Genomic DNA, 26629 nt, shown 5'->3' on the forward strand with positions numbered 1-26629 from the left:
GGAGAAGCGATGACTCCGAGCGAAGAGGAGAAGGCCGTGCGACACGCAACCGAATGTGTGGTCACCGCATACCCCGACGGGCCCTACCTGGTACGCGGCGCGCACCGCGTCGTCGACGCCGACGGCAACGAGATCGAGGTCACTCGGCCGGTGATCGCGCTGTGCCGCTGCGGGCTGTCCGGCCAGAAGCCGTGGTGCGACAGCACCCACAAACTGATTCGCTTCCGCGACCCGGCACGACACCGTCGGCGCGAGTCGGACTAGGGTCGTGGGCCGGCAGTCCATCAGGTCTTTGCCCGCGGCGTTCTGGTGTGCGGACGCTGCGAGGACGACGACCGCGACGATCAGGCCCAACGTATCCACGGCCAGGCATCCCTTCCTCCCAGGCACCTTCTTCGCGGCATCCCGGCCCGTCGTATTTCGGGACGCTCATCGTTCCCCTGGAGGGGGGAACGGTCGGGACGGCAGGCGATACATCGTTCCCGCTCCGGGGAAACCGCAGGTAGCCGAGGTGTTCACGAAGTACCTGTTTGCGATATCGGACCGCGTAGGTCAAAGGGCTGCCGCTCCCGAGAAACGATTTAGTGGCTGTTGGAGGGATCGGGCATGGTCGGCGGGTTTTGTCGTGGATCTGTAACGGAGCGGGCGGGGTGCAACGGGCGGGGCGGCCGACTCATCTGGGTAATCAGCAAGGCGCACCGGGTGCCTCGCAAAGGGGTTGGGTCTCACCACGTGGGGGGAGATCCACGGAAGGGAAGTCCATGACCAGGACGAAGAAGACCGGGATGAAGGCGCGGGGCGGCCGGGTGGCTGTGATCGGTGCGCTGGGTCTGGCCTCAGTGACTCTGGCCGCAGCGCCGGCGTTCGCCAAGGGCTCTGTGGAGATCACGGCGCCGCACACTGCCCAGGTCGGCAAGACCATCACGGTCAAGGCGCACGGCGGCGACGACAGCGCCGGCTACCTGCATCAGCTGTGCCTGGAGGAGAACGGCTTCGGCGAGGGGTGGCACCAGGAGACGTGCAGCGCTGCGGTCAAGGGCGATGCGCGGGTCACCGCACATGGCACGTCCGCGCGCCGCGGCAACCTGCGATTCCGTGCGGTGCTGTACGGCTTGACCAGCACGCACGACCAGAATCCCGTGCGCTTGCACGCCTCTGACGTGGTGACGGTGCACGTCCGCTGAGCAGCAGCAGCGCGGCCGCGGACAGCAGGCACGACCACTGCCCACGGCCGCGCGGTGGAGCGCCTGTTCTGCGATGCCGTCCGTCGGACTCCGATCGTTCCTCTTTGCGGGAAGTTGCAGGCAGCCGTTCCGCATGGTGGCGCTGCTGCCACGAACGCTTGACCGGCAGCGATGCCGCAACATCACCCCATCGAGCGGCGACAAGCCGGGCATGGAGCCGCGTAGCGCACTCTCGGAAGTACCTCGCACAACACGTCAGTTTCGAGAGGATTCTCGCAAACGACGACCTGCGGAAACGTGATCGCTCCCGGGGCTCGCAGAACTTGCGCAGATGTTCCGTTGGTGAGAGTTCTGCCCACGCTCGACAGCCGAATTCGTCACCAGGTCAGCAAGGCGTCGGGCGGACATCCGGATCGGTGTCGCCGCATGGAGCGGCCATCTCATCCTGAGCAAGGGAGCGGATGCGTGGGATCGGCGAGGCGAGGAGCCAGAGCAGTGACAGCATTCCCCCTGCGGCGCCAATGAGCAGTGTTGCCCGCAGGTCGAAGGCAGTGGCGAGCAGGCCGCCAACGATGGCCCCGATGGGGCGTATGCCGTAGTTGACGGTGCTGAACGCGCCCGCCACGCGACTGCGCATGCCATCGGGGATGACGCTGGTCTGCAGGGAGTTGAGGTTGACGTCGAAGAGCATGACGCCGACTCCGGAGAGGAACTCCGCCGCGGCCAGTACTCCGGCTCGGGCCCAGAGCGGGCCTCCCGCGCCGGCTGCAATCGCGATGGGCGCCGGAAACAGCACGGCTCCCACAGCGATGCTGCGCCCCACACCGATACGTCGCGAGATTCTCGGAGCAAGGATGGCACCGAGGAGAGCGCCGGTCGAACCGACGCCCAGAGCCAGTCCGACAACTCCGGCTGACAGCCCCAGGACGCGGCTGGCGAACAGCACCATCAGCCCGCTGCCTGCGACAAAGGTGAAAAAGTTGACAGTGACCGCGCAGCAGAGCCCGGCACGCAGTACCGGGTGCCGCCAGACGAAGGCCATCCCCTCCCGGGCGCGTCGAAGCAGTGAAGGAACCGCTGCTCCGTCCATGCCAGTTGGCGATTCACCGAGCGGGATCCGCCCTATCAGGACCGCGGACGCCATATACGACAAGGCATCGACAACGACAGCGACGGGCGCGGTCAACGCTTGAACGAGAGCGCCGCCGACCGCCGGTCCGGCCACGTGCGACACCGACCGACTGGCACTGAGCTTGCTGTTCGCTTCGACGTAGGACGAGCGGGGCACGAGGTGAACGAAGAAGGGCGGATAGGCGGTGCTGAAGAGCACCGCCGCGGCGCCGGTCAACAACGCCACGGCATACAACTGACCGAGGCTCACCACATCGAGCAGGTGCGCCACGGGGAGGCTGAGTAACACCGCACCGCGCACCAGATCGGCGAGAACCATCAGGCGGCGTTTGTGGACCCGACGGTCAACCCAAGCCCCCAGAATGATCGCGAGCAGATTCGGAGTCCAGATGAGCGCGGTCAGCCACGCCACCTGGTTGGCCGAGGCACTCAGCGCAGTTACGGCGATCAGCGGCAGCGCCAGTTCGGTGATCCGGTCGCCGAACTCCGAAATCGACTGCCCCGCCCAGAACCGGCGGAAGCGCCGGTCGCGCCAGAGAGATATCGGGCCGCCCACCTCCGGGGCGCTCACCGGGTCCCGCCAGCCTGCTCGTCGTCCTGCTCCGGTAGGACATAACGCATCAGTCGGACGCCGCGGCTGCCGGCCGGACGCTCGGCAGGTTCGCGTGTCACGTAAGGCGCAAGCACCCGCTCGATGCCGTCCTGGATCGCCGCAAGTTCTTCCGCTGAAACGACCACACGGGTGTTGGCCAGACCAGCAGCCCCCTGCCACAACGGGTCCAGGTTGGGCTCGACTTCGGCCACCCACCTGCTCGGTAGATCTCCATAGCGCACAAACATTTCCCGGGACAGCGCCCGCGCAGCCGACCTGCCCTCCTCGTCCTGCCGTGCCCCGAATCGGAATCCACGCGCTGCCGCCTCCCACCGCCGTTGCCGACGGTCCGCCCCGGCCTCGGCATCCCGGACCAGTCCGAAACCTGCCAGGTGCCGCAGATGCCAACTGGTCACCGAGGGAGTTGCTCCCACATGGGGCGCGAGTTGCGTGGCCGTCGCCGGCCCGTGCCGTTGGAGGCGGTCGAGGATCGCCAGTCTCACCGGATGTGCCAACGCCCGCATCGCATGCGGATCGGTGATCTCGATATCGCCCAGCTGATTTCCGGAATCCATAACGTGAGAGTGTCCTCTCACGTTATGTGAGAGTCAACTCTCACATTGAATGTGCTCACGCTCGCCGTCCCTCCCCGGCCCGGCACCTCACCCCGGACAACGATCCGGTTTCCGGGGGGAGATGCCAGTCCTGCCTACTCCTCGTCGAGCCCGGCCGCTGTCCGGGTCCCGCAACGGTCGCAGGCCGCCACCTGCCGGGGTGGAGGCGGTGAAGCTGTACCGGCCGAGCACGTTGAGATTGCGGTGCTGAGCGGAAGGAGCCGGGCGATGTCCTCGTCCCGGATCTCGCGGCTCTCGGCGCGCAGTTGGGCGATGGCGGCGTCGACGTACCGGGTGGCCCGGAGGACCACGGCGTTGAGGACCGGCCCGAGTGTGCCGAGCTGGTCCTCCATTCCGTCCCGGTACGCCTGGTGGATGATGCTGTGCTTGCCGTGGCACACGTCGCGGGCCGTGTGGCGGATCAGTGGGGGGCAACGGTTCGATACCAGAGGCGGCGAGAATGCTCCTGGTGGACGGTGTCACTTTGCTGCGGCCGGAGGAACGGGTCTTCACGGCGATGCTGACCGGCTTCGCCAATCAGCAGCTGGCGCGGGACCTGGCTCGCACGACCGTGGAAGGCCGGGAGAACGCGGGGAAGATGTTCACCGCGTACGTGAACACCTACCCGTGGGACTGGACGCTGGTCAGCGGGCGAGTATGTGGCCGTCGTGGGGGCGGTGGTCGCGGGAGCGGCGCAGGTCGGTGGTGACGTAGGTGCGTTGCAGCCAGCGGTCTGCTCCGTCGTAACGGGGGCGGAAGGCGGTGCGGCCGTGGACGGTGACGCGGTTGTCGACGATGACCAGGTCGCCAGGTGTCAGGCGCAGGGTGCGGCTGGTCGCCTCGCAGGCGCGGCCGAATTCGGTCAGCGCCGCGGTGGCCCGAGGGGTGAGCGGGGTGGTGACGAGTTGGGCCATCCGTATGTCGGGATCCTCGACCGCTCCCGACAGCACCGGTCGGGGCTTGACGTCGGGCTCACGCGTGGAAGCGTCGGGGCCGAAGGAGGGTGGTGGTGTGGTGATGAACTCCGGTGCGAACAGGGCCTGGCGGCTGGCTGGGGTGAGGAGCGGCAGCGCCTGGCGGATGCCGGCGACGCGCATGCCGGCTATCTGGTCGTGGTCGGCGCGCAGGCACAGGAAGATCACATAGTCGGGTGGGTGGGGGTGGAAGCCGTTCTCGGTGTGGAAGGACAGCGGCACCGATCCGGCGTTGCCGTGGAAGCTCTCCTGCCCGGGCACGGGCACGACGTCCTGCACGAGGGCACCGGATTTCTCAGCCCGGTAGGCGAGAGGCTCGCCCAGCCCGCAGGCCACCATGGTGAGCACTGCGGCTGAGACGGTGGCCTGGCGCTGGACCGAGCCGGGTACGGACGGTGTCGCGGGCAGGGCCGCCTGATCGACGGGCAGGCCGCCGATCACCAGTGTGCCGTGCGGGCCGGAGTGCCTTCGAAACCGGCGCACCCCGCGGCGCAGCGGGAACGGCAGGTTCTCCCAGGCGTCCCGGGCCCGGGCCACCCACTCGGGGTTGTCGACCTGGTCGTGCCGGCCGGTGCACAGGGTGCGGGCCAGCCGCTCGCACGCGCCGGTATCGACCGGGTCAAGTGCCCAGTCGGCGGCGACGGCAGAGCTTTGGGTGGTGCCGGGCGTCGTCTCGGGCATCAGGGTCTCCTGCCGGGGGTGGACGGCGGACGCACGGACTCACGAGTGGCGCAGGCCGGCCACGGCGTCGGCGATGTAGTGGTCCCCGAATCGGATCCGGGAGGCGTACTGGGCTGCGCGGCGATGGCGCATGTGCCGTAGTTCGGCAACGGCGTTGTCGGGGCCTTCTGGTTTCTGAGCGATGGAACGATGCAGATGCACCATCGAGTACGCGAGGGTGACGTGCCGTTCACCGTCCACGATGTCGGCTTCCAGGAGAGCGCCCCGTGCCTCGGCCAGCTCCGGGGCGCGGGCCGCCAGGTGCTCGTAGGAGTCGGGAAGCACCGACAGCAGGTCCTTCATCGCCGCCCGGAACAGCTTGTATCCGCGATGCTGGCGCCCGCTCAACGGGACGTCCACCGACGGAGGCGCCATGGTGTGGCGTATCGCCGCCATGTAGTAATCGGCTGGGACCGTACTGGCGTGGGTCATGGCCGCCGGGAAGCCCCGTACGTACACCGTCGCATCTGCCAGCCGCAGTAGAGCGGCATCGCCGTCGCCGTGCCGCAGGTGGCGGGTGGCGTCGGCCACGGCAACCGCGGCGCAGACGTTGAACAGGACATGGACCTGGTGCCCGACGAGCCACCGAGCACTCCACACACTCTCCAATGACGCCCCAGCAGCAGGCTCGGGGACGGCCAACGGCGGGGCGGAGTCGGGGGCGGCGCCCGGCGCTGCGCCGGTGAGGTCGAGTACCGACTGCCGCATCCCGGCCGTCTCCAGCGCCAGGTCGGCACCCGACAGCGGAGCCTCACACAGATCTTCCAGACCGCGGTGGACGACCAGGACACCGTGCAGGGCGGCCTGTTGATCCGACAGCTCCGCCTCACGGACCCGGAAGAACGACTGACTGATCGACTCCGCCGGCAGTTCCTCACCGGCCACGGCCGGAGCCAGAGCCGACAGCGCGGCTGCCAACTCATCGGCAGCCGCGGCGGCCTGCCGCAGCGCGACGGCCCGCTCGACAGGTCTGGCATGGGTCGCCAACCCGGCCAGCACGCGCGCGGTGCGCTTCGCCTCGGCATCGACCCGCGGGCCCAGCACCTGGACGGGCCGCCCGCCTCGGGGTTCACGGAAGACAGCGACAGCAGGATGACCGGCGACCGGCGATAAGTCCATGGTTGAAGTACTTCGCCAAGAACACTCCACACGAAACCTGATCTGCAAGACCATTCCTGTGCGGTGCACTGGAGTTGGCCGGCGAGGTCCGCGGCGGCCCGGGCCCGGCACGCCCTGCGGACTCCGGTCCGATGTCCGTACCGGTGAGCTCGCGTATTCAACTGTCGCCAATGCTAAGAAGCGCCGTCAATCTGCGCGCAGGTGCCCGTGGCCGTGGTCGGTCGGCCGCAACGACGGCTCGCCCTTCTGCCAGCAACCGAGCAGGTACTCGGCGGACATCGCGTCGATGCCGGTCCACGCCGTGGCGCCGAAAAGCACTTCTTCCGAGGCTGCGGGGTCCTGTTCCAACAGACCCCCCACCAGGTCGTGCAGCGCAATCATGTCGTGCACGGAGTCGGCTATCACGTGCTCGTCGAAGAAGTCGGTGGCCGAGTCGCCGAGGCCGAGCCTGCGCATTCCCTCCGCGACGTTCTTGTTGGCAAGCGCCGAGGTCATCTCCGAGATCGCGAGTTGGCCCGCGACGGCTGCCCGCAACCGCCGGTGCAGCCCGAACATCGAGACGATGTTGACCGTCGCCAGAATCGGCCCCGGAATCGCGTTCAGATGTGCTCCGTAGCGGCTGTCCAGGCCCAGCGCGTCCATGGTGTTCCGGTACAGCACTGCGTGAATCCGCTCGGCCCGTCCGCTGCCGAACTCGTCGAACTCGACCTCCAGAAGAGCTGCCTTGGCCTTCCCTGTCATGCGCGGGATGGCCCAGGCGTGGGGGTCGGCCTCCTTGAGCTGGTACGCGGACCGATGGACGAGGTAGTCCCGCAGTTCCTCCAGGGTGGCATCCTCGCGCAGGTAGCGCGACAACGGCGGGCCGGGCTGGTTGGCGATCCGCGTCAGAGCGGCCACGGCATCCAGGTCGTCCCGCCCTCCCGAAACGCCGAATCGGTCACGTAGCGCAGTCTCGAACTTCCGCTCCAGCTGTCCCCGTAGGTCGAGTAACGAGGGTTGCCACTCCCAGCGGTCGTCCACCCCCGAGAACCCGCGGTAGTGCAGCTCATAGCACACGTACAGGGCGAGATGGAGATCGTCATCGGCCACCGGGTCGTCGGCGACGACGGGGGGAATCGGGAAGGGGCCCGGTTCGTCCACCAGTGCGTGGAGGAGCGCCTCCGTGACCGGTCCCCGAGGCCTAGGGAGCGCCGCGACCCCGTGCTCCGACGTCTCCGAATCCCGTGCGTCAGCAGCCATCTCAGCCTCCTCGTTCCGCCGTCTCTGTCTCCATCGACGGTAGAGTGGGGACCCCTGCCCATCAATACCTCCCGTCACTGAGCCTGTTCGTTGCGTATCCGGGGCCCGAGCGCTGGGCATCGCCGCCGGGCTATCTTCTCCGGTATGGAGCCGCTCGCATTCGACTACGAGGATTTGCACCTGCGCGTGGACCGGGGGGTGTTCGAGCTGTTCAACCTGGGCACCGCCGAACACACGTTCCGGGTTCCGTTGCCCTGGCTCGGGGCTTTGGTGCACTACAAGAAACCGGGCAAACCCGGCCAGTTGTTCTTCGGTGTCGTGCGCGATCCGAACGCCGCACTGTACGGCACCGACCGGCTCGCCTTCAGGTTTGCCAGCTCGCCCGCGGTCCAGGTGCCGCCCGGCGACGAGCCCTTGTTCCGCGCGTACTTCACCGAAGTGGCCGCGCTCGCCGGCCGGCGGGTGGTCTGACGTGGAATCAGTGGAATCAGTGGAATCAAAGGTGTTCGAGCACGGCCGCGTGCATCTGCGGGTCGATCACGGGATCTTCGAGGTGTTCCGGCGAAGTCACATCACCGGGGCGTACCGGACTCCGCCGAGCTGGGTGAAGGTGCGCGCCGAGGTACGCAAGGGTGGCTTGACCCGGCTGCACTTCGGCAACGTCGAGCAGCTCGACGAACCGATCTACGCCAGCACGACGAGCTCCGGGCACCTGCTCATCACCGTCGAGATCCCGACCACGGCCGAGCCCCTCCACCGCGCCTTCTTCACCGAGCTCGCCCACCTGTCCGACCGACCGATCGCCTCATAGCCCTGCCCCGCCCGGTGGCAGGAGGGTGGTGCCGCCATCCTCCCCGCCGGCTGTTCGGCCACCCTCTGACGCATCGCCGGGCCGGGAAGCGAGCCCTTCTCCCGGAAAGGTGGTGCTGGAGCGAGGGCGACGGGACCATGGGGGCAGCGGGTGGTATCCCCAGGCCGCGATCCGTGCGCGGGGTACGGGGAACGAGCGGAGGAGGAACCATGCGCACCTATGCCAGTGTGCTTGTCGGCAATCTGGTCTTCGCCACGCTCTGCTGTTTTCCGGGCCCGTTTGCGCTCCTCCTGGGATGCGTCGCCTGGCGTGAGGGGGAGGACTGGGCCTGGATCGCGCTCGTCGGCGGAGTGGTCTGCTCGGCCGCCATCCCTGTCATGGCCGTCACGACCGCGCGGCGGGAATTTCCCCGGATCACGCGCAGGGACCGGGTCACGGACACGCGTGTCTCCTACGGGGACGACTCCTTCGTGGTGTGGGCGCCGCGGTCCGAAAGAGGCCCGGCGGAAGCCCGGTTGGTACGGGCGGACGTCCTTGAGGCGTCATTCGTGCGGTACCACCCCGACGGCGAGGCCACGTTCACGACCTACTACGGCAACTACACCCCTGACGAGTTCACACCGTTGATCAGGATGAGGCTGCGGGTGCACGACGTCGAGGAGGCCGAGGAAGCCGACGGGGCCGATGGGGCTGCCGGGTTCGAGATCACGGACGAGTGGCGGGTGCCGTCCCTGTGCCTGTCGGCGGTCACGGCGGGCCGCCTGGTCGTCCTTGTCGCTCCGGCGGCTCCTGCCGGTCGGGTCGATCCGGAGGTCCCCGGAAAGGTCACCCCCCAGTGGCCGCGCAGTGCCCTGCTGGCGGGCACGAGAACCTGCCGGGTGATCGGCCTCGACGGTCGGACGACCGATGTGACCCGGCGGTGCGGTCGTCAGTTGCGGCAGATGCGGATCTCGCGGGAGGTCGGAGGCGTCGAGATGGTCGGCGACACGATCGACCTCCGGCGCCTGGACAGGCACACGGCGGCGCGGTACACCGTCTTGGCCGACCGGGACCGCGCCCTCCCCGAGGACCGGGCGCCGGTGACCGAGCCGGGCGAAGAGGCCCGGTGGATCGTGGACCACCTGCCGGGTGAGCCGGGAGGGTTCGGCTCGGTCGGCCGAGGGTGGTCGCGCCGCGGTGGTCATCTGGTGCGTGCCCGGTTCCTGGAGATGCGTGGCACGAACACCTTTCAGGACCACGGCCCGGTCCTGGACACGGTGCTGCGCATCCATCCGGCGGACGCCACGCTCCCGTTCGACGCCGCCCGGCGGCTGACGGTGCCGATGAACTACTTGACGGTCCTGCACCGCACCAGGGAGGTGGTCCTCAGCGTCAGCCCGAGCGGCAGGTCGTACGTGATCGACTGGGCCCGCACCAACCTGCTCGCGGGCGTCACCGCGGCCACGGTCATCGCCCCCGACGGCCAGGAACTCCCCGTGACCGGCTGCCCCGATGTCATCTGGTCCTTGATGAACCTGCTGGCATCCCACGCCCTCTCGAACCCGGCCCCTGTCCTGGACCTCCGTAAGCGCCGGATGAGCGCGGTGGCGGGGACACTGATGGAAGTGGTGCGGGGCAGAGAGGCGGAGGCGAACCCGGTCGGGCCCAACACGTAGTGCAGAAGGCTGTGATCCGGGCATTTCGATTGCATGCGTGGGGTGTTGAGGGCTGAGTCCGCGTGGTTCCTTCCGCTCCCGTGCCATAGGAGATCCGAGTCGGCGCAGCGCCCGCAGCGTGAGGGCGTTGTCCCGCCCCTCAAGGTGGTTTCTGCTGCGCGAGGTGCCGTCAGCCGGGGCTGCCAGCCGTCGTTCGAGGCGGTGGCAGTGGCGGCGACGAGCCGGCGTCGCCGCCGTCGGCGGGACCAGTGCGGGGCGTGGGCGTTTCCCGTAGCCGGCCGTCGCTCGTTGCCCGCTTGGTCAGGATGCGTTCGCGGGCAGCGGCCTGCCCAGCAGGAAGGCGCGCAGCAGTGCGGTGTAGAGGCGTGGCCGACCACGGGAGATGGCGTGACCGGCACCTTCGACGGTCACGAGCCGGGAGTCCGGGAGGGTGCGCCGGTACTCATCGGTGACCGCGGGTTTGATGAAGTCGCACTCGCCCCGCAGGACGAGAGAGGGGACGTGCGCCGTACGCAGGTTCGGCCGGGGGTCGGGGATCCGTTCGAAGTCCTTGCGGAGGAGCTGGTTGCTGTAGAAGCCCTGAGGGTTGTGGTGCGCCGCGGTGGGCGGTGTGCCCTGGCACGAGGTGCTGTCCTTGCCCGTCAGAGCGACCTCGTGCATCCAGTGATCGACCTCGCGGTCGCCGACCAGGGCGTGCGCGGCACCGGGGTTGACGTCCAGCAACAGGCTCGCGGCTACCATCCGGGGCGCGCTGTTCAGCTTTTCGAGCCGGGCCTCCTGGGCCTTCGTGAGCCGGCTCCAGGGTTCGCCGGCCGTGGAGCCGGGGAACTCGTGGCCCCAGAGCGCGCCCGGCGAGGTGAACACCGCCTTGGCCACGTGCCGACTGTGGGCCGCCAGGTACTGGGCCGCCAGCGACCCTCCCCACGACTGGCCGACGATGACGATCCGGTCCGCGCCCAGCGTGCGGCGGATCGCGTCCAGGTCGGCCACCTGGCGGGCGACCGTGTATCCGGTGACGTCCCGCAGTCTGGTGGAGCGACCCGATCCGAGTTGGTCGTAGGAGTAGACGTCGAAGCCGTCCGCCGCGAGTTCCCGGCCGCCGGCCGGAATGCCCTCGGCGGGTGTGCCGGGGCCGCCGTGCAGGAAGATCACCGGCGTCGGTCTGGCCGTGCCGACGGCGGGGGCGTGGACGTATGCGATGCGTGAGCCGGTCGGCAGCTTCCAGAATCTGACGCCGGGTGGGGCGGGCGCCGCCGCGGAGGTCGGCAGGGGACGGAACACGGTGACGGCGGCGAGTACCGCCACAGCGACGGTCAGCCCGCCGGCGAAGAGGACAGCCGCCCGGCGCCCCGCGCCGAGCAGGGCGAACCCGGCGCGACCGAGCAACCAGCCGACGAGGGCTCCGGACGCAAGACCGGCGAAAGCGAACACCGGAACGCTCGTGGTGACGAACGCCGTGATGAGGAAACCGGCCGCCGCGGCGACGGACGCCAAGGGCAGTGAGAGCAGGAGAAGAGCGCCGCCGAAGACGCGGCGGGGAAGTGTGTGCGCCATACGGACAAGGCTAGGAACGCGCTCTGCGCATTCCTTCCCGCTGCGGGACGATCCGGGAGCGGGAGGTCACCGCCGTGCGGCGGGGCCCTCACCCCGCCGCACGGCGGGGTCGGGAACGGCGTACGGCGGGGTCGGAACGGCGGACGGGCCACGGGCGCCCGTGCCCGCGGTTCAGCGTGTGCCGGGCCGGATCAGACCGGTCTCGTACGCCGCGATCGTCGCCTGGACCCGGTCCCGTACGCCGAGTTTGCCGAGGATCACGGAGACGTGGTCCTTCACCGTGGGCGCGCTGATGTCCAGCGCCGCCGCGATCTCCGCGTTGGACAGCCCGCGCGCGACCTGCCGGAGCACTTCGGTCTCGCGTGGGGTGAGCCGGCCGAGCCGGGTTGTGTCGAACGGGTCGGGCGCCTGGGCGAACCGGTCGATCAGCCTCCTGGTCACTGCCGGGTCGAGCAGCGCGGCCCCGGCCTCGACCACCCGTACCGCGTCGATGACCCGCTCCGGTTCGGCGTCCTTCAGCAGGAAACCGGCGGCTCCGGCGCGCAGGGCGGCGAACAGGTACTCGTCGAGGTCGAACGTGGTGAGCACGAGGACACGGGTCGCCGGATTGCGCGCGGTGATCGCGGCGGTCGCCGCCAGGCCGCCGGCGCCCGGCATCCGGATGTCCATCAGCGCGACGTCCGGCCGCAGCGACAGCGCGAGTTCGACGGCGGCCTCGCCGTCCGCCGCCTGCCCGACGACGCAGAGGTCGGGTTCCGCGTCGATGATCGCCGCGATCCCGGCACGTACGACGGCCTGGTCGTCCGCGATGGTCACCCTGATCGCGATGGGAACACCTCCGGCAGCCACACCCGTACCGCACCGCGGCCGGTCGTCGACAGGGTACCGCCGGTGGCATCGGCCATCGCGCGCAACCGCCTCAGCACACCCGGGTCGGCGGGGGCGGGACCGGAGAGCTCGACCCCGTTGTCGAGGCTGCGCACAGTGAGCGTCACCCCCGGGGCCATCAGCGTCGCGGCTGTCCGGTACGCGGCGACCTCCACGACGGCGGGTGCCGGACGGCGCGAGCCGGTGTAGCGGACGGCGGTGCCGTACCGGGTGGCCAGCGCCGCGATCCCGGCCACGGTGGGCGGCGGGGTGTCCCCGCTGTCCCGGCCCCGCAGTTCGGTGAGCAGTTCCCGCAACGCGGTGAGGCCGGCCCGGGCCTCGTCCCGTACAGACTCCAACTGACCGGCCTCGGCGGCGGCGACCACAGCCCGCGCGTGCCGCTGCGCCGTGCGCCGCAGCCCTGCGGCGATCCGTCGGCGCTGGTCGCGCACCGCGGCGTCGGCGTTTCGGTCGAGCAGTTCCCGCCGCCGGGTGTCGGCGGCCCGCAGCCGGTCCCGGCGACGGGCCGTGAACCGCCCGAGCGACCAGACGGCGAACGCGGGGAGGGCCAGCATGCCAGTCAGTACCGCCCAGGCCGCCGCCCGGTTGCCGGTGATGCCGCTGCCGCCGGCTAGCACGAGACCGCCCACGGAGGCCACCGCGAGGGGCGCGAGCCGGCTGCGACGGCCGGGCAGATACGCTCCGGCGCTGTACGCGAGCGTCAACTCGACCCACCAGTACACCAGGAAGATGTCGCTGACCGGTGGCTGTGTCCAGCCGGCCAGATCGCAGGCCAGCCACAGCACGAGGGCCAGCAGCACCGCCGCCAGTGCGCGTCCGGGCAGACGCGAACGCCACCCCAGCGGCACGGCGTGCAGCCCCGACAGCAGGACCGTCGGCACCGCGGGCAGCAAGCCGCGGAAGGAGTCCGGTACGTCGGCCGACAGCAGGCTGGCGCCGAGTGAGAGGGCGATCGCGAGGACCACCAACGCCCAGTCGAGGGCGGTGGGTCCGCGCCAGCGGGGCCACCGGCGTGCGACAGGTGACGCGGCCGACGGCAGCCGTGCCCGTACGGTCCAGCCGGAGCCTTCCGGCCCCGACCACAGTGTTCCGCCCGCCGCGTCGACCACGGTTCGCAATCCCGCGAGGCCGTGCCCGGTCCCGAGGCCGGACACGGCGACCGTACCGCCGTCGTCGGTGATGGTGACGGTCAGCCCGGACCCACTGGTGGACCGGTCGGGTCCGTCGGACCTCTCGGACCTCTTGGACCTCTCGGGCCTCTCGGTCCCGCCGCACTTGTCGGCCCCCTCCACGCGTACGCGCACCGCCGCCCCGTGGGCGTACCGGGCCGCGTTGGTCAGGGCCTCGCGGACCACGCGGTAGGCCGCATCTGTGCTGCTCCCGGGTGCCGCGTCCACCGTGCGCCGGTAGTCCGCCCCCTGTTCGGCGGCCAGCGCGTCGATGTCGGCGAGGGTGGCCACTGCGGCGCGCTCGCCCAGTCCCGTGAGGCGGTCCAGTTCGTGCACGGCCTGCCGACCCGCGTCGATCGCGTGCCGGAGCGCCTCGGCGGTCCGCTCCCGGTCGGCGAGCCGGAGCGCGGCACCTGCGGACACCACGATCCCGGTCAGCCGGTGCGCGGCCACGTCGTGCAGCTCCGCTGCCAGCCGGTCTCGCTCGGCGAGCGCCGCGAACCGGGGCACCGCGGAGGTGCCGGCCCGGTACGCGACCAGGGCGGACCGGTAGGCCCGCGTGCGTCGGCGGGAGCGTCCCGTCGCCCAAGCGACCGCCGCGCCACCGCCCGCCAGCAGTGCGACGCCCGCCACGTAGTGCGGCGGCTCGCCGAGCGTAGCGGCGGTACCGGCGGCGACCACGGTGACCATGAGCGCTCCCGCGAGTGCGGGCCCGGCGGTCCGGTGCACGGCCAACGAGTGGAGCGCGATGAGCACGGCGACCGGCGCGGCCACCGCGGTCGCCATCGCGGCCTCGCCGAAGGGCAGGGCCACCAGCGTCGGGGCCAGGACGAGCACCGGAAGCGCCAACTCGCGCCATCCGGGCGGACGGTCCGCCGCCGCCCCCGTGGGCGGACCGTCCGTCACCGCCTCCGTAAACCGGCTCATCGCCGGAACGTACCTCCTGCACGCCGCCTCTCGGTAGCGGCGACGGGCCCATGGCTCTCCCGCCCGGCAGCGAGGTTGCTCGTCTTTCTCCGCGAGGGGGATCCGGTGAGGGTGCATCCGTTCATCGAGGGGGAGAAGCAAGCAGGTCGGAGCGTCGGACGGGCGGGTGAACCGATGAAGGTCCCGCGGACCGCCTGCCAGGTCCGTCGCCCCGGCGGGGCCGGCCCCCGCGCAGTGCGGGATGCCGGGTCGGCCGGGCAGTGTTCGACGGCATGCGTCGGCCGTCGCACGGCTCGTCCCTTCGCCGTGGGACGTATACGGTTGCCTCCCACGCCGGCCGCGGGCGGATCAGGCGCCTCTACCAAGGAGAGATCGGCTGTACGCCGGTCCGGTGGCCGTCGGCGCCCAAGAGGTGGCCCATCCGCTTGACGGTGCGCAGGCCGACGATACGGTCGGTGATGGTCAGCGTGGGAAGGCGGGCGCAGAGCGCGGTCTCACGGCGCTGGATGTCGGCGACGTCGTGGACCCAAAGGGTGGCCAGGACATTGGCCGGACCGGTGACGCCTGCGACGAGGCGGCACTCGGTGAGGGCGGCCAGGGTTCGGTGTACGGCGCCCATGTCACGGGCCGGGGCGTGGGCGAGCAGCGTGACCGGGACCGGGTGGCCGGCCAGCGGGGCGGCGAGGTCGCAGCGGAAGGCGAGCACCCCCGCGTCCGTGAGGCGGCGCAGCCTGCGGCGGACGGTGGCGGGGCTGGTGCCGGTGCGCTCGGCCAGCTCGGCCAGGGCGAGGCGGCCGTCGTGGACCAGCTCGTCGAGCAGAGCACGCTCGACGGTGTCGAGTTCGAGGGTGCGGACCTGATCGGCCGCCGCGGAGACGGGGTTCCCGAGCGCGGAGAGCTGGGCGGGGTCCAGGGAACGCAGCCGCCAGCGGCTCCCCTCGACGTACAGGGAGGTGGCGACAAGACACCCGACCGAGGTGATTCCGGGCAGTCGGTCCAGCGTCTCCGTCACGAAGCGACCGAGCGAGGCGAGGTCCGGGGCGAGGACGTCGAGGAGCAGGTCGGCGCTGCCGGGCGCGGTCACCTCGATCGTGGCGGCCTCCGGGAGCACGCTGAGCTCGGCGATCAGCCGGGACCGCGCTCCGGGCCGGCAGCGCAGCAGCACGAAGGCGGTGCACCGGCTGTGTGTGAACTCCCGGCCCGGCACCGCGTATACCCAGGCGAGCCCGGCATCGGAAAGCCGTTCCCAGCGGCGCGCCAGTGTGCTCGCGGTGACGCCGAGGAGAGGAGCCAGCTCGGACCAGGACGCGCGGGGGCGCAGCTGCAGGGCGTTCACGAGAGCGAGGTCGAGCTCGCTGGCGGTGACCGTTTCTTGTGCCATGCCGGGTTGCCTCTCGGATCATGCCGTGACCGATTCCCGGTCGCATCGTGACCGTTTCTCGCATCGGTGCGCTCTGTGCGCACGAATCCTTCGATCTGCGGGGTCACTTGCGCCCGGACCCGCACAGTAGCCACCACTTCCGGTTCCGGCCACCAGGCTTCGGCCACCGGACCACCAGGCTTCGGCCACCAGATGAGGTGAGGCTTTGTCCACGCGCATAGCGGAACTCCGGCTACGAGCGAAGAGTTCAGGCCCCGGCATGCTCCCGGCCATGGCGGTCGTCGTGCTGTTCAGCGGCATCGTGCAGGGCTATCTGACGCCGCTGCTGCCCGAGCTGGGGCGGCAGCTGCACATCGGTGGCGTCGGCCAGAACAACATTTATCTGCTCTCCCAGCTGGCCTTCGCCGTGATGACCCCGCTGCTGTCGAGGCTCGGCGACCTCTACGGACACCGCAGGCTGCTCCGTGCGGCCCTGGCGATGGTGGCGGGCGGCTCGCTGCTGATGGCCGCGTGGCCGACGGCGGTGACGCTCGCCGTCGGGGTGGTGCTGCAGGGTGCACTGGTCGGGTTCTTCCCGTTGCTCGTCGGGATCCTGCGGTCCCGGGCGCCCGAGCGGAACCGCGCCGGTATCTCGCTCCTGGTCGGCGTGCTTCTGATCTCCATCGGGGTGGGCGGCCTGGTCGCGGGCGTGCTCAGCGAGCGCCACGCGGCGGCGGGGCTGTGGACGGCCGTGCCGGTCGCGGTCCTCGCCGTGGCCGCCGGAGCCGTGCTGCCCGACAGCGACGTGCCGCGGGGCGGGCGCTTCCACTTCGGAGCGGCGGCCCTGCTGACCGCGGGCCTCGTCTCGCTGGTCCTGGTCCTCGCGCAGGGCAGCTCCTGGGGATGGGCCTCACCCCGGACGCTCGGCGCGGCGGCGGCGGTCCCCGTCCTGCTCGCGGCCTGGGTAGCGGTCGAGCGGAGATCCACGCATCCGCTGGTGAGTGTGCGGATGCTGAGCAATCCGCGACTCGCGGTGATCAGCGGCTACACCTTCTGCGCCGCCTTCGGCACGATCGGTTTCCTCGGCGCCAACGCCCTCTTCCTGGGCGCCTCCCCGGCGGAGACGGGCTACGGAATGGGGATGGGGCCGCAGACGATCGCCACCATCTCCCTGGCCATGGTGATCGCCGGGTTCGCGGGGTCGACGCTGACGCCCCGGCTCACCCACCGGGTGGGCGACCGGGCGGTGCTTGCCTCCGGAGGCTGCCTCATCGCGCTCGGCTTCGCCGGGATGGCACTCTTCCACGACACCCTCGCGCAGTACCTGGCCTCCGCGCTCGTCGTCGGGTTCGCGACCGGGCTCTTCGAGTCGATCACGCGCACCCTGTCCGCCGAGGCCGTCGTGGAGGACGAGACCGCGCTCGCTGTCGGCCTCAACGAACTGGCCCTGTCACTCGGCGCGGCCATCGGCGCCGCCGTGATCGGCGCGTTCTTCGCCGCGCACGCGTTGCGCGGCACCGGGCTCATCGGGGAGTCCGGCTATCTGTGGAGCTGGGGCGCGTGCGCGTGCGTCGCGCTGTTGGGCACGGTCCTCGCCCTCCGCTACCGCGAGCCCCGAGCGGCGGGCACACAACTCGTACGACCGTCCGAGCACGTGACGGAGAGCGGAGGACCGGCATGACCGGCGGCGCACACGGCGACCTCGACGAGGCGCGGCACGCGGTGACCTCCACCGTACGTTTCTGGGGCGACCGGCTCGTCGGTCTGAGCCACAGCCTGCACGACGAGCCCGAGACCGCCCTCCACGAGCACCGCTCGGCCGCGAAGATCGCGGACCTCCTCGCGGAGGCCGGGTTCGAAGTCTCCCGGGGAGTCGGCGAGCTGCCCACTGCACTGGTCGCCTCCCACGGCACCGGGGAGCTCGTGCTCGGGTTCTGCGCCGAGTACGACGCACTGCCGGGCATCGGGCACGCCTGCGGGCACAACGTCAACGGCGCGGCGGCGGTCGGCGCCGCCCTCGGGCTCGCCGCCGTCGCGGACGAACTCGGCCTGACCGTCAAGCTGATCGGCACCCCGGCCGAGGAGGACATCGGCGGCAAGGCACTGCTCCTGAAGGCGGGGGTCTTCGACGGCGTCGCCGCGGCGATGATGGTGCACGCCGCCCCGGACGACAGCGTCGGCGCCTCCTCACTGGCCATCGGCGCCTGGGATCTCACGTACACCGGTACGCCCGCGCACGCTGCGGTCGCCCCATGGGAAGGTGTCAACGCCCTCGATGCGATGGCCCTCGCCCACACCGCGATCGGGCTGCTGCGCCAGCAACTGCCGCCCGGCGCTCTGGTGCACGGCATCGTCACGGAGGGCGGCCAGGCCGTGAACGTCATCCCCGCACGCACCCGCGCCCGCTACGAGGTCCGGGCCCCCTCCCTGGAACTGCTCTCCGAGGTGCGTGAGCGGGTGCGGGCCTGCTTCGAAGCGGGCGCTCTGGCCACGGGTGCCGCGCTCGAACTACGCCCGCACGGGCAGGATTTCGCCGAGCTGCGGCAGGATCCCTACATGACGGAGGCGTACGTCAGGGCGGCCCGTGGGCTCGGCCGTACGGTGACGTCCCGGCAGGGCGAGACCCTGGCCTCGACGGACATGGGCAACGTCTCCTGTCTCCTGCCCGCGATCCACCCCACGATCGGGTACGACACCGCAGGCGCCCGGCAGCACACCCCCGAGTTCACCGCCCACGGCAAGAGCCCCGGCGCCGACCGGGCGGTACTCGACGGCGCGACCGCCCTCGCCCTGGTGGGCGCCGACCTCGCCGCGTCCGCCGAACAGCGCCGTCGGCTCCTCGCAGGGCTCGCCGAACGGCGGGCAGGAAGGTGACGGCCGGCGAACAGCCCGAGGCCGGCGCCGGTCAGGAGGGCGACCGGGACGAAGACCCACGACGGCTCTGCGCATGACCGTGACTTCGTTTCCTGCGAGGTGGACGCGGTCGCCCTGCGTGGCGGTGTGGAGCCGGGCGTGGCGGTGCGGGCCGGGCCGGGACGCGCAGGCCAGGCGCGTCAGGGCGGCCACGGCGTCCAGGTCGGGACGCGCAGCCCTTTGTGGCATGCCAGGGCGGCCACGGCTCCCACGTCGGGAGTCACAGCCCGGATCGTGGCTTCGTCGGGCAGGCGGTTTTCCGACGGCGGGGGGAGAGGCCGCCGAGGACGGCGGAAGCGCCAGCCGTACCCAGAACCTCGTCGACCGTTTGGCCGGTCAGGCCGTCGCGAGCCGGAAGGTCGTACCTGCCGTATCGACATCAGGAGCATGGCCCGCGCATGCAGTGCGGACCGTCCACTCTGCGGATGCGGTACCCGCCAGTTCACCGGGCCCTCGGCCGGGCGGGGTGCGGATGGGACACCCGGTCGGAGGCTGCCGCCCAGGGTTCGACGAGGCGCCTCAGCCGGCGGACCGACCCGACATCCCGGCACTCGCGTATACGCGGCTCGCGAACTCGGCGATCTGTTCGTCGCTCAGATTCTTCGCAAGGTCGGCCTCTGTGATCATGCCGACCAGACGGTGGCCGCTCTGGACGTCGATCACCGGCAACCGCTTGATCTGGTGCTCCTCCATGGCCGTCAGGACATCGGCGGCGTCCGCTTCGGCGTCGATCCAGTGCACCTTGGCGTTGAGTGATCCGGCCTGCACGGTTGCCGGGTCGACTCCCTCGGCGCAGCATTTGACGACGATGTCACGGTCGGTGATCAAGCCTGTGAGCTTGTTGTTGTCGCCGCAGATGGGCAGGCAACCGACGCCCAGATCGCGCATCATCTTCGCCACGTCGAACAGCGACTGGTGCGCACCGACGCACTGCACGCCACCGGACATGATGTCTCGTGCTCGCATCTTCTCAGCCATGATGTCCTCCGTTCTCGACAAGCGTTGTGCCCTCCGCCATCGATCACAACACGAATGGCTCAGCACCGCTCCCCGGACGAGTCGGCACCACAGGAACCCCCGGGCCCGCTGCGATCGCGCCCGGGGCCAAGTGCTCGTACAATGTCTCCCGTTCCTTCGGCCCGCCGACTTTGCGGTGCCGTCAGCATGCCGAGCGGTGACTGCTACGGCTCCAGATGACTGAAGCCCACTTCGAAGCGCTCGACCGAGACAACCCGTTGGCCTTCCCTGTGCGCGACTTCCTCGCGGAGCCGGGTTGTCCTTGCCTCTCCGGCCCGCATGGTCTGCTCGTCATCCCACAAGGTCAGTGAGGTGGCCTTCCCGGAGGCCCGGTCGATGAGGTAGTACACGCCCCGGAAGCCGGGAACCTCCTGGACCTGCTGGAGCGTGGCTTCCCAGTTCGCGGTCAGGACTCCCTGCGCGGGAACCGGTGATCCCTCATAGGTGCTCAGCCTCGCGAACATCGCTGTCACCCCTTCCCGGCCGGCTGCCGGTCGTGGACAGGCTGCTTCAGGTTCAGCGTGCTCCGGCACGTCGCGCGACGCATGCCGAGCAGCCGTCCCGTCCATCCATTGGCTCGGTGGGACCGGTCCGCCCGGCGCCCGACGCGCGCCGGGCGACCATCTGGTGGAGATGCGCCGAACGCCGATGCTGCCTCCACGGAGATCCGCAGGCCGGCGCATCGGCGCGCCCGGCCCGGCGGTCAGCCGGTCTGTGCGCTGCGGGCGTACGGCGCGAACAGCAGCGACCAGTTGCCGACCGCGGTCCGGGCTTGTACCGCACCCCGCCTCCGCAGCACCCCGTCCTCGTCGTCGGGGGTCACTTCGTCGGGCCGGAGTCCGGCCTGTGTGGCGGGCTCTCGGGATCCGGTCCGATTGTGGTCGGTGCCGCCGTGGGCCGGTTCCTCCGTTGCCGCGTCGAGCAGGTACAGCAGGTGTCCGTGTGCGGAGCCTGCGTCCCCTGCCTCCAGTGCTTGCGTGGTGAAGGTGCGCTGCTCGTCACTCCACACCAGGTCCGAGCTTTCCACAGCGGCTTGGACGAGTTGGGCCCAGTAGTGCTCGTCGTGGGCACCTGTGCGCTGGCGCATGTGTTGCGCGGCGTACCGCGCCATGGCTCCTGCGTCGTCGATCAGGGGGAGAGCACCTGGTCGGAGGTGAAATCGAAGCCGAACCACAGGCGGCGGCCGTCGAGGACCAGCGACTCGATACCGCCGACGACGCCGATGCGGCCGGGCAGCCCGTGGGCCGGATCCGCCACGTCATCTCCCGGTGTGCTCGCTGACGTTCCGCTGCCTGCCATGGTGGGTCCCTCTTCCGTGGTGTCGCGCTTGCGTTACTGCCGGAGTGTCTATCGCAGGGCACTGACATCGAGCACGCGGTCTGCGGTCCGCCGGCATCGAGGGGCCGCCCGCCGGGCCGTCCGAGCTGGAGGCCGTCACGGGCGCGCGTTTCCGTCTTACGGGCCATCAGGAGCTGATCCCACCCTCTGCGGGTAGGGGCGACCCTCGGCACCGCCAAGGTTTATTTCCAGCCAACTCATCTGGGGAGGGGGCCGATTTTCGACTATTGGTTAGGTTAGGCTAACCTCGCTCGGGTGATCGTGACTGCACCCGACCGAGAAGACACCCCACGGCCTCCCCGCACCGTGGCCGACGACCCCGGCGCGTCCGCCGAGGGCACCGATGTTCCGTCCGGCCTCGCCGCGACGGGCATCACGGTCGCCTACGACGGCGTCGACGTCGTACACGGGGCGGACCTCCGTCTTCCGCGAGGACGGGTCACCGCGCTCATCGGCCCGAACGGCAGCGGAAAGTCGACCCTGTTGCGTGCCGTCGCCCGCCTGCACCGGGCCCGCGCCGGCAGGGTGACCGTCGGCGTCGAGGGCGAGGACCCGATCGACGCCCTCGCTCTCTCCCGTACGGATTTCGCCCGGCGCATCACGCTGCTCGCGCAGAGCCGCACGACTCCGGCCGGTCTCAGCGTCCGTGAGGTGGTCGGCTTCGGGCGACACCCGTACCGCAGCCGGCTGAGAGGGAGCGACCCGGACGGCGCGCGGCTCGTCGAGCACGCCCTGGCCGTCACGAACGTCGCCGAACTCGCCGACCGCGGCGTCGAGAGCCTCTCCGGAGGCCAGCTCCAACGCGTCTGGTTCGCCTGCTGCCTGGCACAGGACACCGAAGTGCTGCTCCTCGACGAACCGACGACCTACCTCGACCTGCGCTATCAGGTGGAGATCCTGGACCTCGTCCGGGAGCTCGCCGACACACACGGCGTGACCATCGGCGTCGTCCTGCACGACCTGGACCAGGCCGCCGCGGTGGCGGACCAGGTCGTCCTGCTGTCCTCGGGGCGCGTCGCCGCCGCCGGGACTCCGGCCCAGGTGTACGACCCCCAACTGCTGACCGATACCTACGGCATCCGTATCGAGGTCGAACCCGACCCCGCTACGGGCACCCCCCGCACCCGCGCGGTGGGAAGACACCACCTTCGGCTCGAAAGGCCCTGAAACACCTCATGACGACCAAGCACTGGGCATGGCCCGTGATTGCCGGGACCGCCGCGATCACCCTTGTCGGCTGCGGCACCTCCGAGGCACCCAAGAAGGACTCCGCCTCGGCCTCCGCGCTGACGGTCACCGACGCACGCGGCAAGAAGGTGACGCTCGACGGGCCGGCCAAGCGCGTTGTGGGCACCGAATGGAACGTCGTCGAATCGCTCGTGACCCTGGGCATCGACCCGGTCGGCGTCGCCGACGTGAAGGGCTACAAGGCCTACGACACCGCGGCGCCGCTGACCGGCGGTGTCAAGGACATAGGCACCCGCGGCGAGCCCAGCGTCGACACGGTCGCCGCCCTCAAGCCCGACCTCATCGTCGCGACGGACGACCTGCCGGCCTCCGCCATCAAGCAGCTCTCCAAGGTGGCCCCCCTCATCGTGGCGCGGGCGGCGGACGCCAGTCGGCAGATCGACCGGATGACCGACAACGTGAACCTCATCGCCAAGGCCACCGGAACCGAGGACAAGGCCAGGACCGAGATCGCCGCCTTCCGCGAGAAGATCGCCGACGGCAGGAAGGAACTCGCCGCCGCCGGACTCGACGGCGAAGAGGTCGCCTTCGCCGACGGATGGAAGGAAGGAAGCCAGGTCTCGGTGCGCCCCTTCGTGAAGGGCTCGCTGATCACCGACATCAACACCGAACTCGGCCTGGTCAGCCCCTGGACCATGAAGGGCGACAAGGGCTACGGCCTGGCGGCGACGGATGTGGAGGGTCTCACCAAGGTCGGCGACGCCCAGTTCGTCTACATCACCAACACCGCCGACAACGGGGACCCGTTCGCCGACGGGCTCAAGGACAACGCGGTGTGGAAGTCGCTGCCCTTCGTCAAGAAGGACAACGTCCACCGGCTCCCGGACGGCATCTGGATGTTCGGTGGCACGGCATCGATGACGCAGTACATCGACGCACTCGTGGACGCACTGACCAAGTGAACGTGAGCATCCACACGACGAAGGCCGCAGCCGCGCCGTCGAGCACCCCGGCGGAGGAAACTCCCTCCGCCGGGGCCGGCCGGCCGGCCCGCCGCGGCTCTCTCGCCCTTCTCGCCCTCGGGGCGCTCCTCGCGTTGCTCGCCCTCGCGGTCGTGCACATCGGCCAGGGCACGGCGGCCGTCGGACCGCAGACCCTCTGGCGCGCCTTCACCACCCTGTGGACCGACGGCGACGGCTCGGGCTCGGCGGACGCCGTCCTCGTGGCCTCGCGGCTGCCGCGGCTCGCCGCCGGGCTGGTCGTCGGCTGCACACTGGGCGCGGCCGGAGCCGTACTGCAGTCGGTGGCACGCAACGTCCTGGCCTCGCCCGACACGCTCGCCGTGAACGCCGGCGCCTACCTCGCGGTCGTCGCCGTCGCCGCGTTCGGCATCACCCTGCCCGCTCTCCCGGCCGGCGGCACGGCCCTGGTCGGCGGCCTGCTCGCCGCCGGTATCGTGCTGGGCCTCGCCCGTGCCGGAGCGGGCCCCACCCGGCTCGTCCTGGCGGGCTCGGCCCTCACCCTCGGGCTCAGCGGCCTGAGCCAGATGCTCCTCCTCCTGCGCGCCCAGCAGACAACCGGCCTCTACGCGTGGGGCAATGGCTCTCTCGCGCAGATCGGCATGCAGACGATCGGCCCGCTCGCCCCGGTCGCACTCCTGGCGCTGACCGGGCTGGTGGCGCTCGGCAGACGGCTCGACATCCTCGGACTCGGGGACGACGAAGCCGCGGTGATCGGGGTCAGCCCCCGCATCACGCGGGCCGTCGCCGTCGTCCTCGCCGTGGTCCTCTCCGCCGTCTCCGTCACCATCGCCGGACCCATCGGCTTCGTCGGGCTGTGCGCGCCCGCGATCGTCCGGCTGGTCGGTGCCCGCACACCCGCGCTGCTGCGCCACCGGGCGTTCATCCCCGCCTCGGCGCTGGCAGGCGTACTGGTCGTGCTCGGCGCCGACGTCCTCCTGCGCGCCCTCTTCGGGGCCCAGGCCGGCGCGGCCGTACCGACCGGCATCGTGACGAGCTTCTTCGGTGCCGTGGTGCTCGTCGTCCTGGCCCACCGGTCCCGGGACGCAAGCTCCGGCAGCCCCGAGGCGGCCTTCGCCCGGCTGCGCAGCCGCCGTGCCTTCGTCCTCACCCTCTCGGTGGTGACCGTCGCTCTCGTCGCCGCGGTGGTCGCGGCGACCCTCCTCGGCGATGCCCGCCTGTTGCTCGGCGACGTGGGGAACTGGCTCACGGGACGGTCGGGGCAGCTCGTCACCTTCGTGCTCGACACCCGGATGCCGCGGATCGCCGCAGCGCTGCTCGCCGGTGCCGCGCTCGCGACGGCGGGCGCGGTGGTGCAGGCGGTCTCGCGCAACCCGCTCGCCGAACCGGGCATCCTCGGAGTGGTCGGGGGAGCGGGGGTCGGCGCCGTCATCACGCTGACGGTCGTCCCGCTCGCGAGCTTCTGGCTGATCGGCGGATCCGCGCTCGCCGGGGCCGCGGCCGCCGCCGCGCTGGTCTTCGGGCTCGCGGCCCGGCAGGGGCTGGAGCAGAACCGGCTGGTGCTGATCGGTATCGGTGTCTCCGCGGGTGCGGCGGCGCTGGTCAGTCTGCTGATCGTGCTGACCGATCCGCACAACGGGACGAAAGCCCTCGTATGGCTCTCCGGCTCGACCTACGGGCGCACGTTCCCCGAGGTCCTCCCGGTACTCGCCGCTCTCGCCGTGTCTCTGCCGGTCCTCGCCGCGATGCGCCGCGACCTCGACCTCGTCGGCCTGGACGGCGACACACCGAGACTGCTCGGGATCCGCCTCGGCACCACGCGTCTGGTGCTGCTCGGCATCGCCGTCCTGCTCACCGCCGCGGCGGTCGCGGCGGTCGGCGCCATCGGCTTCGTCGGACTCGTGGCACCGCATGCGGCGCGCGCTCTGGTGGGCCGGCGCCATGCCCGGGTGCTCCCGGTGGCCGCGCTGATGGGCTCCCTGCTGGTGGTGGTCGCCGACACGCTCGGCCGGACGGTCATCGCGCCCGCTCAGATTCCCGTCGGGGTCGTCACCGCGGTGATCGGTGCCCCCTACTTCGGCTGGCTGCTGTGGCGGTCCAGGGCCGACGGATAGCGCGGAGTCCCGAGGCCCGTGCGACACGGGAGGCGGCCGGCCGCAAGGGCATCGCGGGGTCACGGTGCGGCGCGAGTCGACCGGCCGGCGAGGCGGGCGCGGGCGCGGCGTCCGGCGAGTGGTGCTCCGTACCATGAGGGGCTGCCGCTGAGGGACGCCGGCCAAGTCTCGCCAGGGCGTGTGGTGAAGGTGCTTGGTGCGGGTGCCGGGAGCGAGCGGGGCGGTGGCCCCAGATCGACGCGACCGGCCTTCGTACCCCCGTCCGACGGGACATGACGACCTTCCGTACCCGGCAGTGCGAACGGCGCGCGCAGGCATGACCGGTGGCGGGACACAGGAGCCGCGTACCGGCCCCGGGCAGGCGTTCACTCCTCGCGCGGACCGTTGCGGCTGCACGCCAGTACCCCGGAAACCGCGGCCAGTTGCGCGGTGAGCGCGTCGGCGTCGCCGTGACCTTCCACCGCCAGAGCGATCTCCACCGTCCGTCCGGCGCCCTCGTCCCCCTCCGGGGCCGGCCCGGTGATGGTGCGCAGTTCGCGCACGGAGAAGCCGGCCTGCGTGCACTGGTCCAGCAGCTCCCGCAGCAGTCCCGTGCCCTGCAGATAGACGATGCGGTACCCCGTCGTCATGGTGCGCAGCGCGGGCAAGCGGTCCAGCAGGGGCCGTACCCCGTACGAGACGCCGAAGTACCCCGCGACGGCCAGCACCGCCAGCAGTGGGAGCCCGGCGGCGGCAGCCGAGCCCACCGCGGCGGTGAGCCAGATGGTGGCCGCCGTGGTCAGTCCCTGAACCGAACCGCGGTTCACGAAGATCACACCGGCGCCGATGAAGCCCAGTCCCGACACGATCTGTGCCGCCATCCGCGAGGGATCCAGCACGACCGCGCCCGCATGCAGCACGTCGATGAACCCGTACTTGCTCACCAGCGTGAACAGCGCCGCACCCGCGCCGACCGTGGTGTACGTCCGCAACCCGGCCGCCTTCTGCCGGATCTGCCGCTCCACCCCGATCATTCCCGACAGCAGCAGTGCCGCGACGAACTCGATGACCTGCGTCCACCCCTGCCCGCTGGGCTCATTCGCCCACACAGCCGACGTCATACCGAAAACCTCCTGCCGTGGCGTGCTCGCTGCGGCCGACCC

Annotated in this window: 24 protein-coding genes and 2 pseudogenes; 10 read left to right on the forward strand and 16 right to left on the reverse strand. The window is 70.9% G+C overall.

The features are described 5' to 3' along the window. Window positions 1-36: 36 nt before the first annotated feature. Entirely contained in the window at window positions 37-264 is a 228-nt protein-coding gene (locus tag ACIOMQ_RS34550) for a CDGSH iron-sulfur domain-containing protein (protein WP_362211201.1), read from the forward strand. A gap of 15 nt (window positions 265-279) precedes the next feature. On the opposite strand, the pseudogene ACIOMQ_RS34555 reads toward ACIOMQ_RS34550, so the two are convergent. Further along, window positions 280-417: pseudogene (locus tag ACIOMQ_RS34555) on the reverse strand (transposase); the annotation flags it as partial. A gap of 344 nt (window positions 418-761) precedes the next feature. Here ACIOMQ_RS34555 and ACIOMQ_RS34560 point away from each other — a divergent pair. Beyond that, window positions 762-1184, forward strand: coding sequence for a hypothetical protein (locus ACIOMQ_RS34560; RefSeq protein ID WP_401270857.1), 423 nt, complete (start codon window positions 762-764; stop codon window positions 1182-1184). A 385-nt stretch (window positions 1185-1569) separates the two neighbouring features. Here the strand turns inward: ACIOMQ_RS34560 and ACIOMQ_RS34565 are convergent, their stop codons facing one another. From ACIOMQ_RS34565 to ACIOMQ_RS34590, 6 genes and pseudogenes are all read right to left on the reverse strand, one after another. Further along, complete coding sequence (locus tag ACIOMQ_RS34565) at window positions 1570-2886, reverse strand: MFS transporter (RefSeq protein WP_402191773.1); 1317 nt, start codon at window positions 2884-2886, stop codon at window positions 1570-1572. After that, window positions 2883-3482, reverse strand: coding sequence for a helix-turn-helix domain-containing protein (locus ACIOMQ_RS34570; protein ID WP_362211192.1), 600 nt, complete (start codon window positions 3480-3482; stop codon window positions 2883-2885). Before ACIOMQ_RS34570 ends, ACIOMQ_RS34565 begins: the two co-directional genes overlap by 4 nt. A gap of 87 nt (window positions 3483-3569) precedes the next feature. Continuing rightward, window positions 3570-3931 (reverse strand): annotated as a pseudogene (locus ACIOMQ_RS34575) (Tn3 family transposase); the annotation flags it as partial. A gap of 234 nt (window positions 3932-4165) precedes the next feature. Continuing rightward, window positions 4166-5176 carry a TauD/TfdA family dioxygenase gene (locus ACIOMQ_RS34580; RefSeq protein WP_402191775.1) on the reverse strand — a complete coding sequence of 337 codons (1011 nt, stop codon included), beginning with the start codon at window positions 5174-5176 and terminating at the stop codon, window positions 4166-4168. A gap of 39 nt (window positions 5177-5215) precedes the next feature. Continuing rightward, window positions 5216-6334: a hypothetical protein gene (locus tag ACIOMQ_RS34585; protein ID WP_402191777.1), complete on the reverse strand. Its 1119-nt coding sequence runs from the start codon at window positions 6332-6334 to the stop codon at window positions 5216-5218. A gap of 186 nt (window positions 6335-6520) precedes the next feature. Beyond that, window positions 6521-7573 carry an iron-containing redox enzyme family protein gene (locus ACIOMQ_RS34590; protein ID WP_402191778.1) on the reverse strand — a complete coding sequence of 351 codons (1053 nt, stop codon included), beginning with the start codon at window positions 7571-7573 and terminating at the stop codon, window positions 6521-6523. Window positions 7574-7717: 144 nt separating this feature from the next. On the opposite strand from ACIOMQ_RS34590, the gene ACIOMQ_RS34595 reads away from it, so the two are divergent. From ACIOMQ_RS34595 to ACIOMQ_RS34605, 3 genes are all read left to right on the forward strand, one after another. After that, window positions 7718-8044, forward strand: a complete 327-nt coding sequence (locus tag ACIOMQ_RS34595) for a hypothetical protein (protein WP_401270845.1) — start codon at window positions 7718-7720, stop codon at window positions 8042-8044. A 19-nt stretch (window positions 8045-8063) separates the two neighbouring features. Continuing rightward, window positions 8064-8384, forward strand: a complete 321-nt coding sequence (locus ACIOMQ_RS34600; RefSeq protein ID WP_362211043.1) for a hypothetical protein — start codon at window positions 8064-8066, stop codon at window positions 8382-8384. A gap of 209 nt (window positions 8385-8593) precedes the next feature. After that, window positions 8594-10039, forward strand: coding sequence for a hypothetical protein (locus tag ACIOMQ_RS34605; protein ID WP_401754229.1), 1446 nt, complete (start codon window positions 8594-8596; stop codon window positions 10037-10039). A 300-nt stretch (window positions 10040-10339) separates the two neighbouring features. Here the strand turns inward: ACIOMQ_RS34605 and ACIOMQ_RS34610 are convergent, their stop codons facing one another. The 4 genes from ACIOMQ_RS34610 to ACIOMQ_RS34625 all read right to left on the reverse strand — a co-directional run bounded on the left by ACIOMQ_RS34610 (window position 10340) and on the right by ACIOMQ_RS34625 (window position 15958). Next, a complete protein-coding gene (locus ACIOMQ_RS34610; protein WP_401754232.1) occupies window positions 10340-11593 on the reverse strand; it encodes an alpha/beta fold hydrolase in 1254 nt (417 codons plus the stop codon). Window positions 11594-11764: 171 nt separating this feature from the next. After that, window positions 11765-12421 carry a response regulator gene (locus ACIOMQ_RS34615; protein WP_401270899.1) on the reverse strand — a complete coding sequence of 219 codons (657 nt, stop codon included), beginning with the start codon at window positions 12419-12421 and terminating at the stop codon, window positions 11765-11767. Continuing rightward, window positions 12406-14577 (reverse strand): histidine kinase, encoded by a 2172-nt coding sequence (locus ACIOMQ_RS34620; RefSeq protein ID WP_402191779.1) that lies wholly within the window; start codon window positions 14575-14577, stop codon window positions 12406-12408. The genes ACIOMQ_RS34615 and ACIOMQ_RS34620 overlap by 16 nt, the downstream gene beginning before the upstream one ends. Before the next feature lie 358 nt (window positions 14578-14935). Then, on the reverse strand, window positions 14936-15958 hold the full coding sequence (locus tag ACIOMQ_RS34625; protein WP_402191781.1) for an Lrp/AsnC family transcriptional regulator: 1023 nt from the start codon (window positions 15956-15958) through the stop codon (window positions 14936-14938). Window positions 15959-16229: 271 nt separating this feature from the next. Between ACIOMQ_RS34625 and ACIOMQ_RS34630 the strand changes: the two genes are divergently transcribed. Both ACIOMQ_RS34630 and ACIOMQ_RS34635 read left to right on the forward strand, forming a co-directional pair. Then, window positions 16230-17618 (forward strand): MFS transporter, encoded by a 1389-nt coding sequence (locus ACIOMQ_RS34630; protein WP_362211060.1) that lies wholly within the window; start codon window positions 16230-16232, stop codon window positions 17616-17618. Further along, window positions 17615-18811, forward strand: a complete 1197-nt coding sequence (locus tag ACIOMQ_RS34635) for an amidohydrolase (protein ID WP_362211063.1) — start codon at window positions 17615-17617, stop codon at window positions 18809-18811. Before ACIOMQ_RS34630 ends, ACIOMQ_RS34635 begins: the two co-directional genes overlap by 4 nt. Before the next feature lie 558 nt (window positions 18812-19369). Here the strand turns inward: ACIOMQ_RS34635 and ACIOMQ_RS34640 are convergent. From ACIOMQ_RS34640 to ACIOMQ_RS34655, 4 genes are all read right to left on the reverse strand, one after another. Next, window positions 19370-19828 carry a CBS domain-containing protein gene (locus ACIOMQ_RS34640; protein ID WP_362211066.1) on the reverse strand — a complete coding sequence of 153 codons (459 nt, stop codon included), beginning with the start codon at window positions 19826-19828 and terminating at the stop codon, window positions 19370-19372. A 203-nt stretch (window positions 19829-20031) separates the two neighbouring features. Further along, window positions 20032-20331: a hypothetical protein gene (locus ACIOMQ_RS34645; RefSeq protein WP_362211069.1), complete on the reverse strand. Its 300-nt coding sequence runs from the start codon at window positions 20329-20331 to the stop codon at window positions 20032-20034. 239 nt (window positions 20332-20570) lie between these two features. Continuing rightward, window positions 20571-20954, reverse strand: a complete 384-nt coding sequence (locus tag ACIOMQ_RS34650; protein ID WP_402191784.1) for a hypothetical protein — start codon at window positions 20952-20954, stop codon at window positions 20571-20573. 41 nt (window positions 20955-20995) lie between these two features. Further along, window positions 20996-21124 (reverse strand): hypothetical protein, encoded by a 129-nt coding sequence (locus tag ACIOMQ_RS34655; protein ID WP_402191786.1) that lies wholly within the window; start codon window positions 21122-21124, stop codon window positions 20996-20998. 336 nt (window positions 21125-21460) lie between these two features. Here ACIOMQ_RS34655 and ACIOMQ_RS34660 point away from each other — a divergent pair, with 336 nt between their 5' ends. The 3 genes from ACIOMQ_RS34660 to ACIOMQ_RS34670 are packed head-to-tail and all read left to right on the forward strand — an operon-like array spanning window position 21461 to window position 25487. Continuing rightward, window positions 21461-22372, forward strand: coding sequence for an ABC transporter ATP-binding protein (locus ACIOMQ_RS34660; protein WP_401939998.1), 912 nt, complete (start codon window positions 21461-21463; stop codon window positions 22370-22372). A gap of 8 nt (window positions 22373-22380) precedes the next feature. Further along, a complete protein-coding gene (locus tag ACIOMQ_RS34665; RefSeq protein ID WP_362211073.1) occupies window positions 22381-23355 on the forward strand; it encodes an iron-siderophore ABC transporter substrate-binding protein in 975 nt (324 codons plus the stop codon). A 2-nt stretch (window positions 23356-23357) separates the two neighbouring features. Then, on the forward strand, window positions 23358-25487 hold the full coding sequence (locus tag ACIOMQ_RS34670; protein ID WP_401270821.1) for an iron ABC transporter permease: 2130 nt from the start codon (window positions 23358-23360) through the stop codon (window positions 25485-25487). A 365-nt stretch (window positions 25488-25852) separates the two neighbouring features. On the opposite strand, the gene ACIOMQ_RS34675 is transcribed toward ACIOMQ_RS34670, so the two are convergent. Then, window positions 25853-26587 (reverse strand): MgtC/SapB family protein, encoded by a 735-nt coding sequence (locus tag ACIOMQ_RS34675; protein WP_362211076.1) that lies wholly within the window; start codon window positions 26585-26587, stop codon window positions 25853-25855. Window positions 26588-26629 lie beyond the last annotated feature (42 nt).

The sequence above is a fragment of the Streptomyces sp. NPDC087845 genome, assembly GCF_044742755.1.
Lineage (GTDB): Bacteria > Actinomycetota > Actinomycetes > Streptomycetales > Streptomycetaceae > Streptomyces.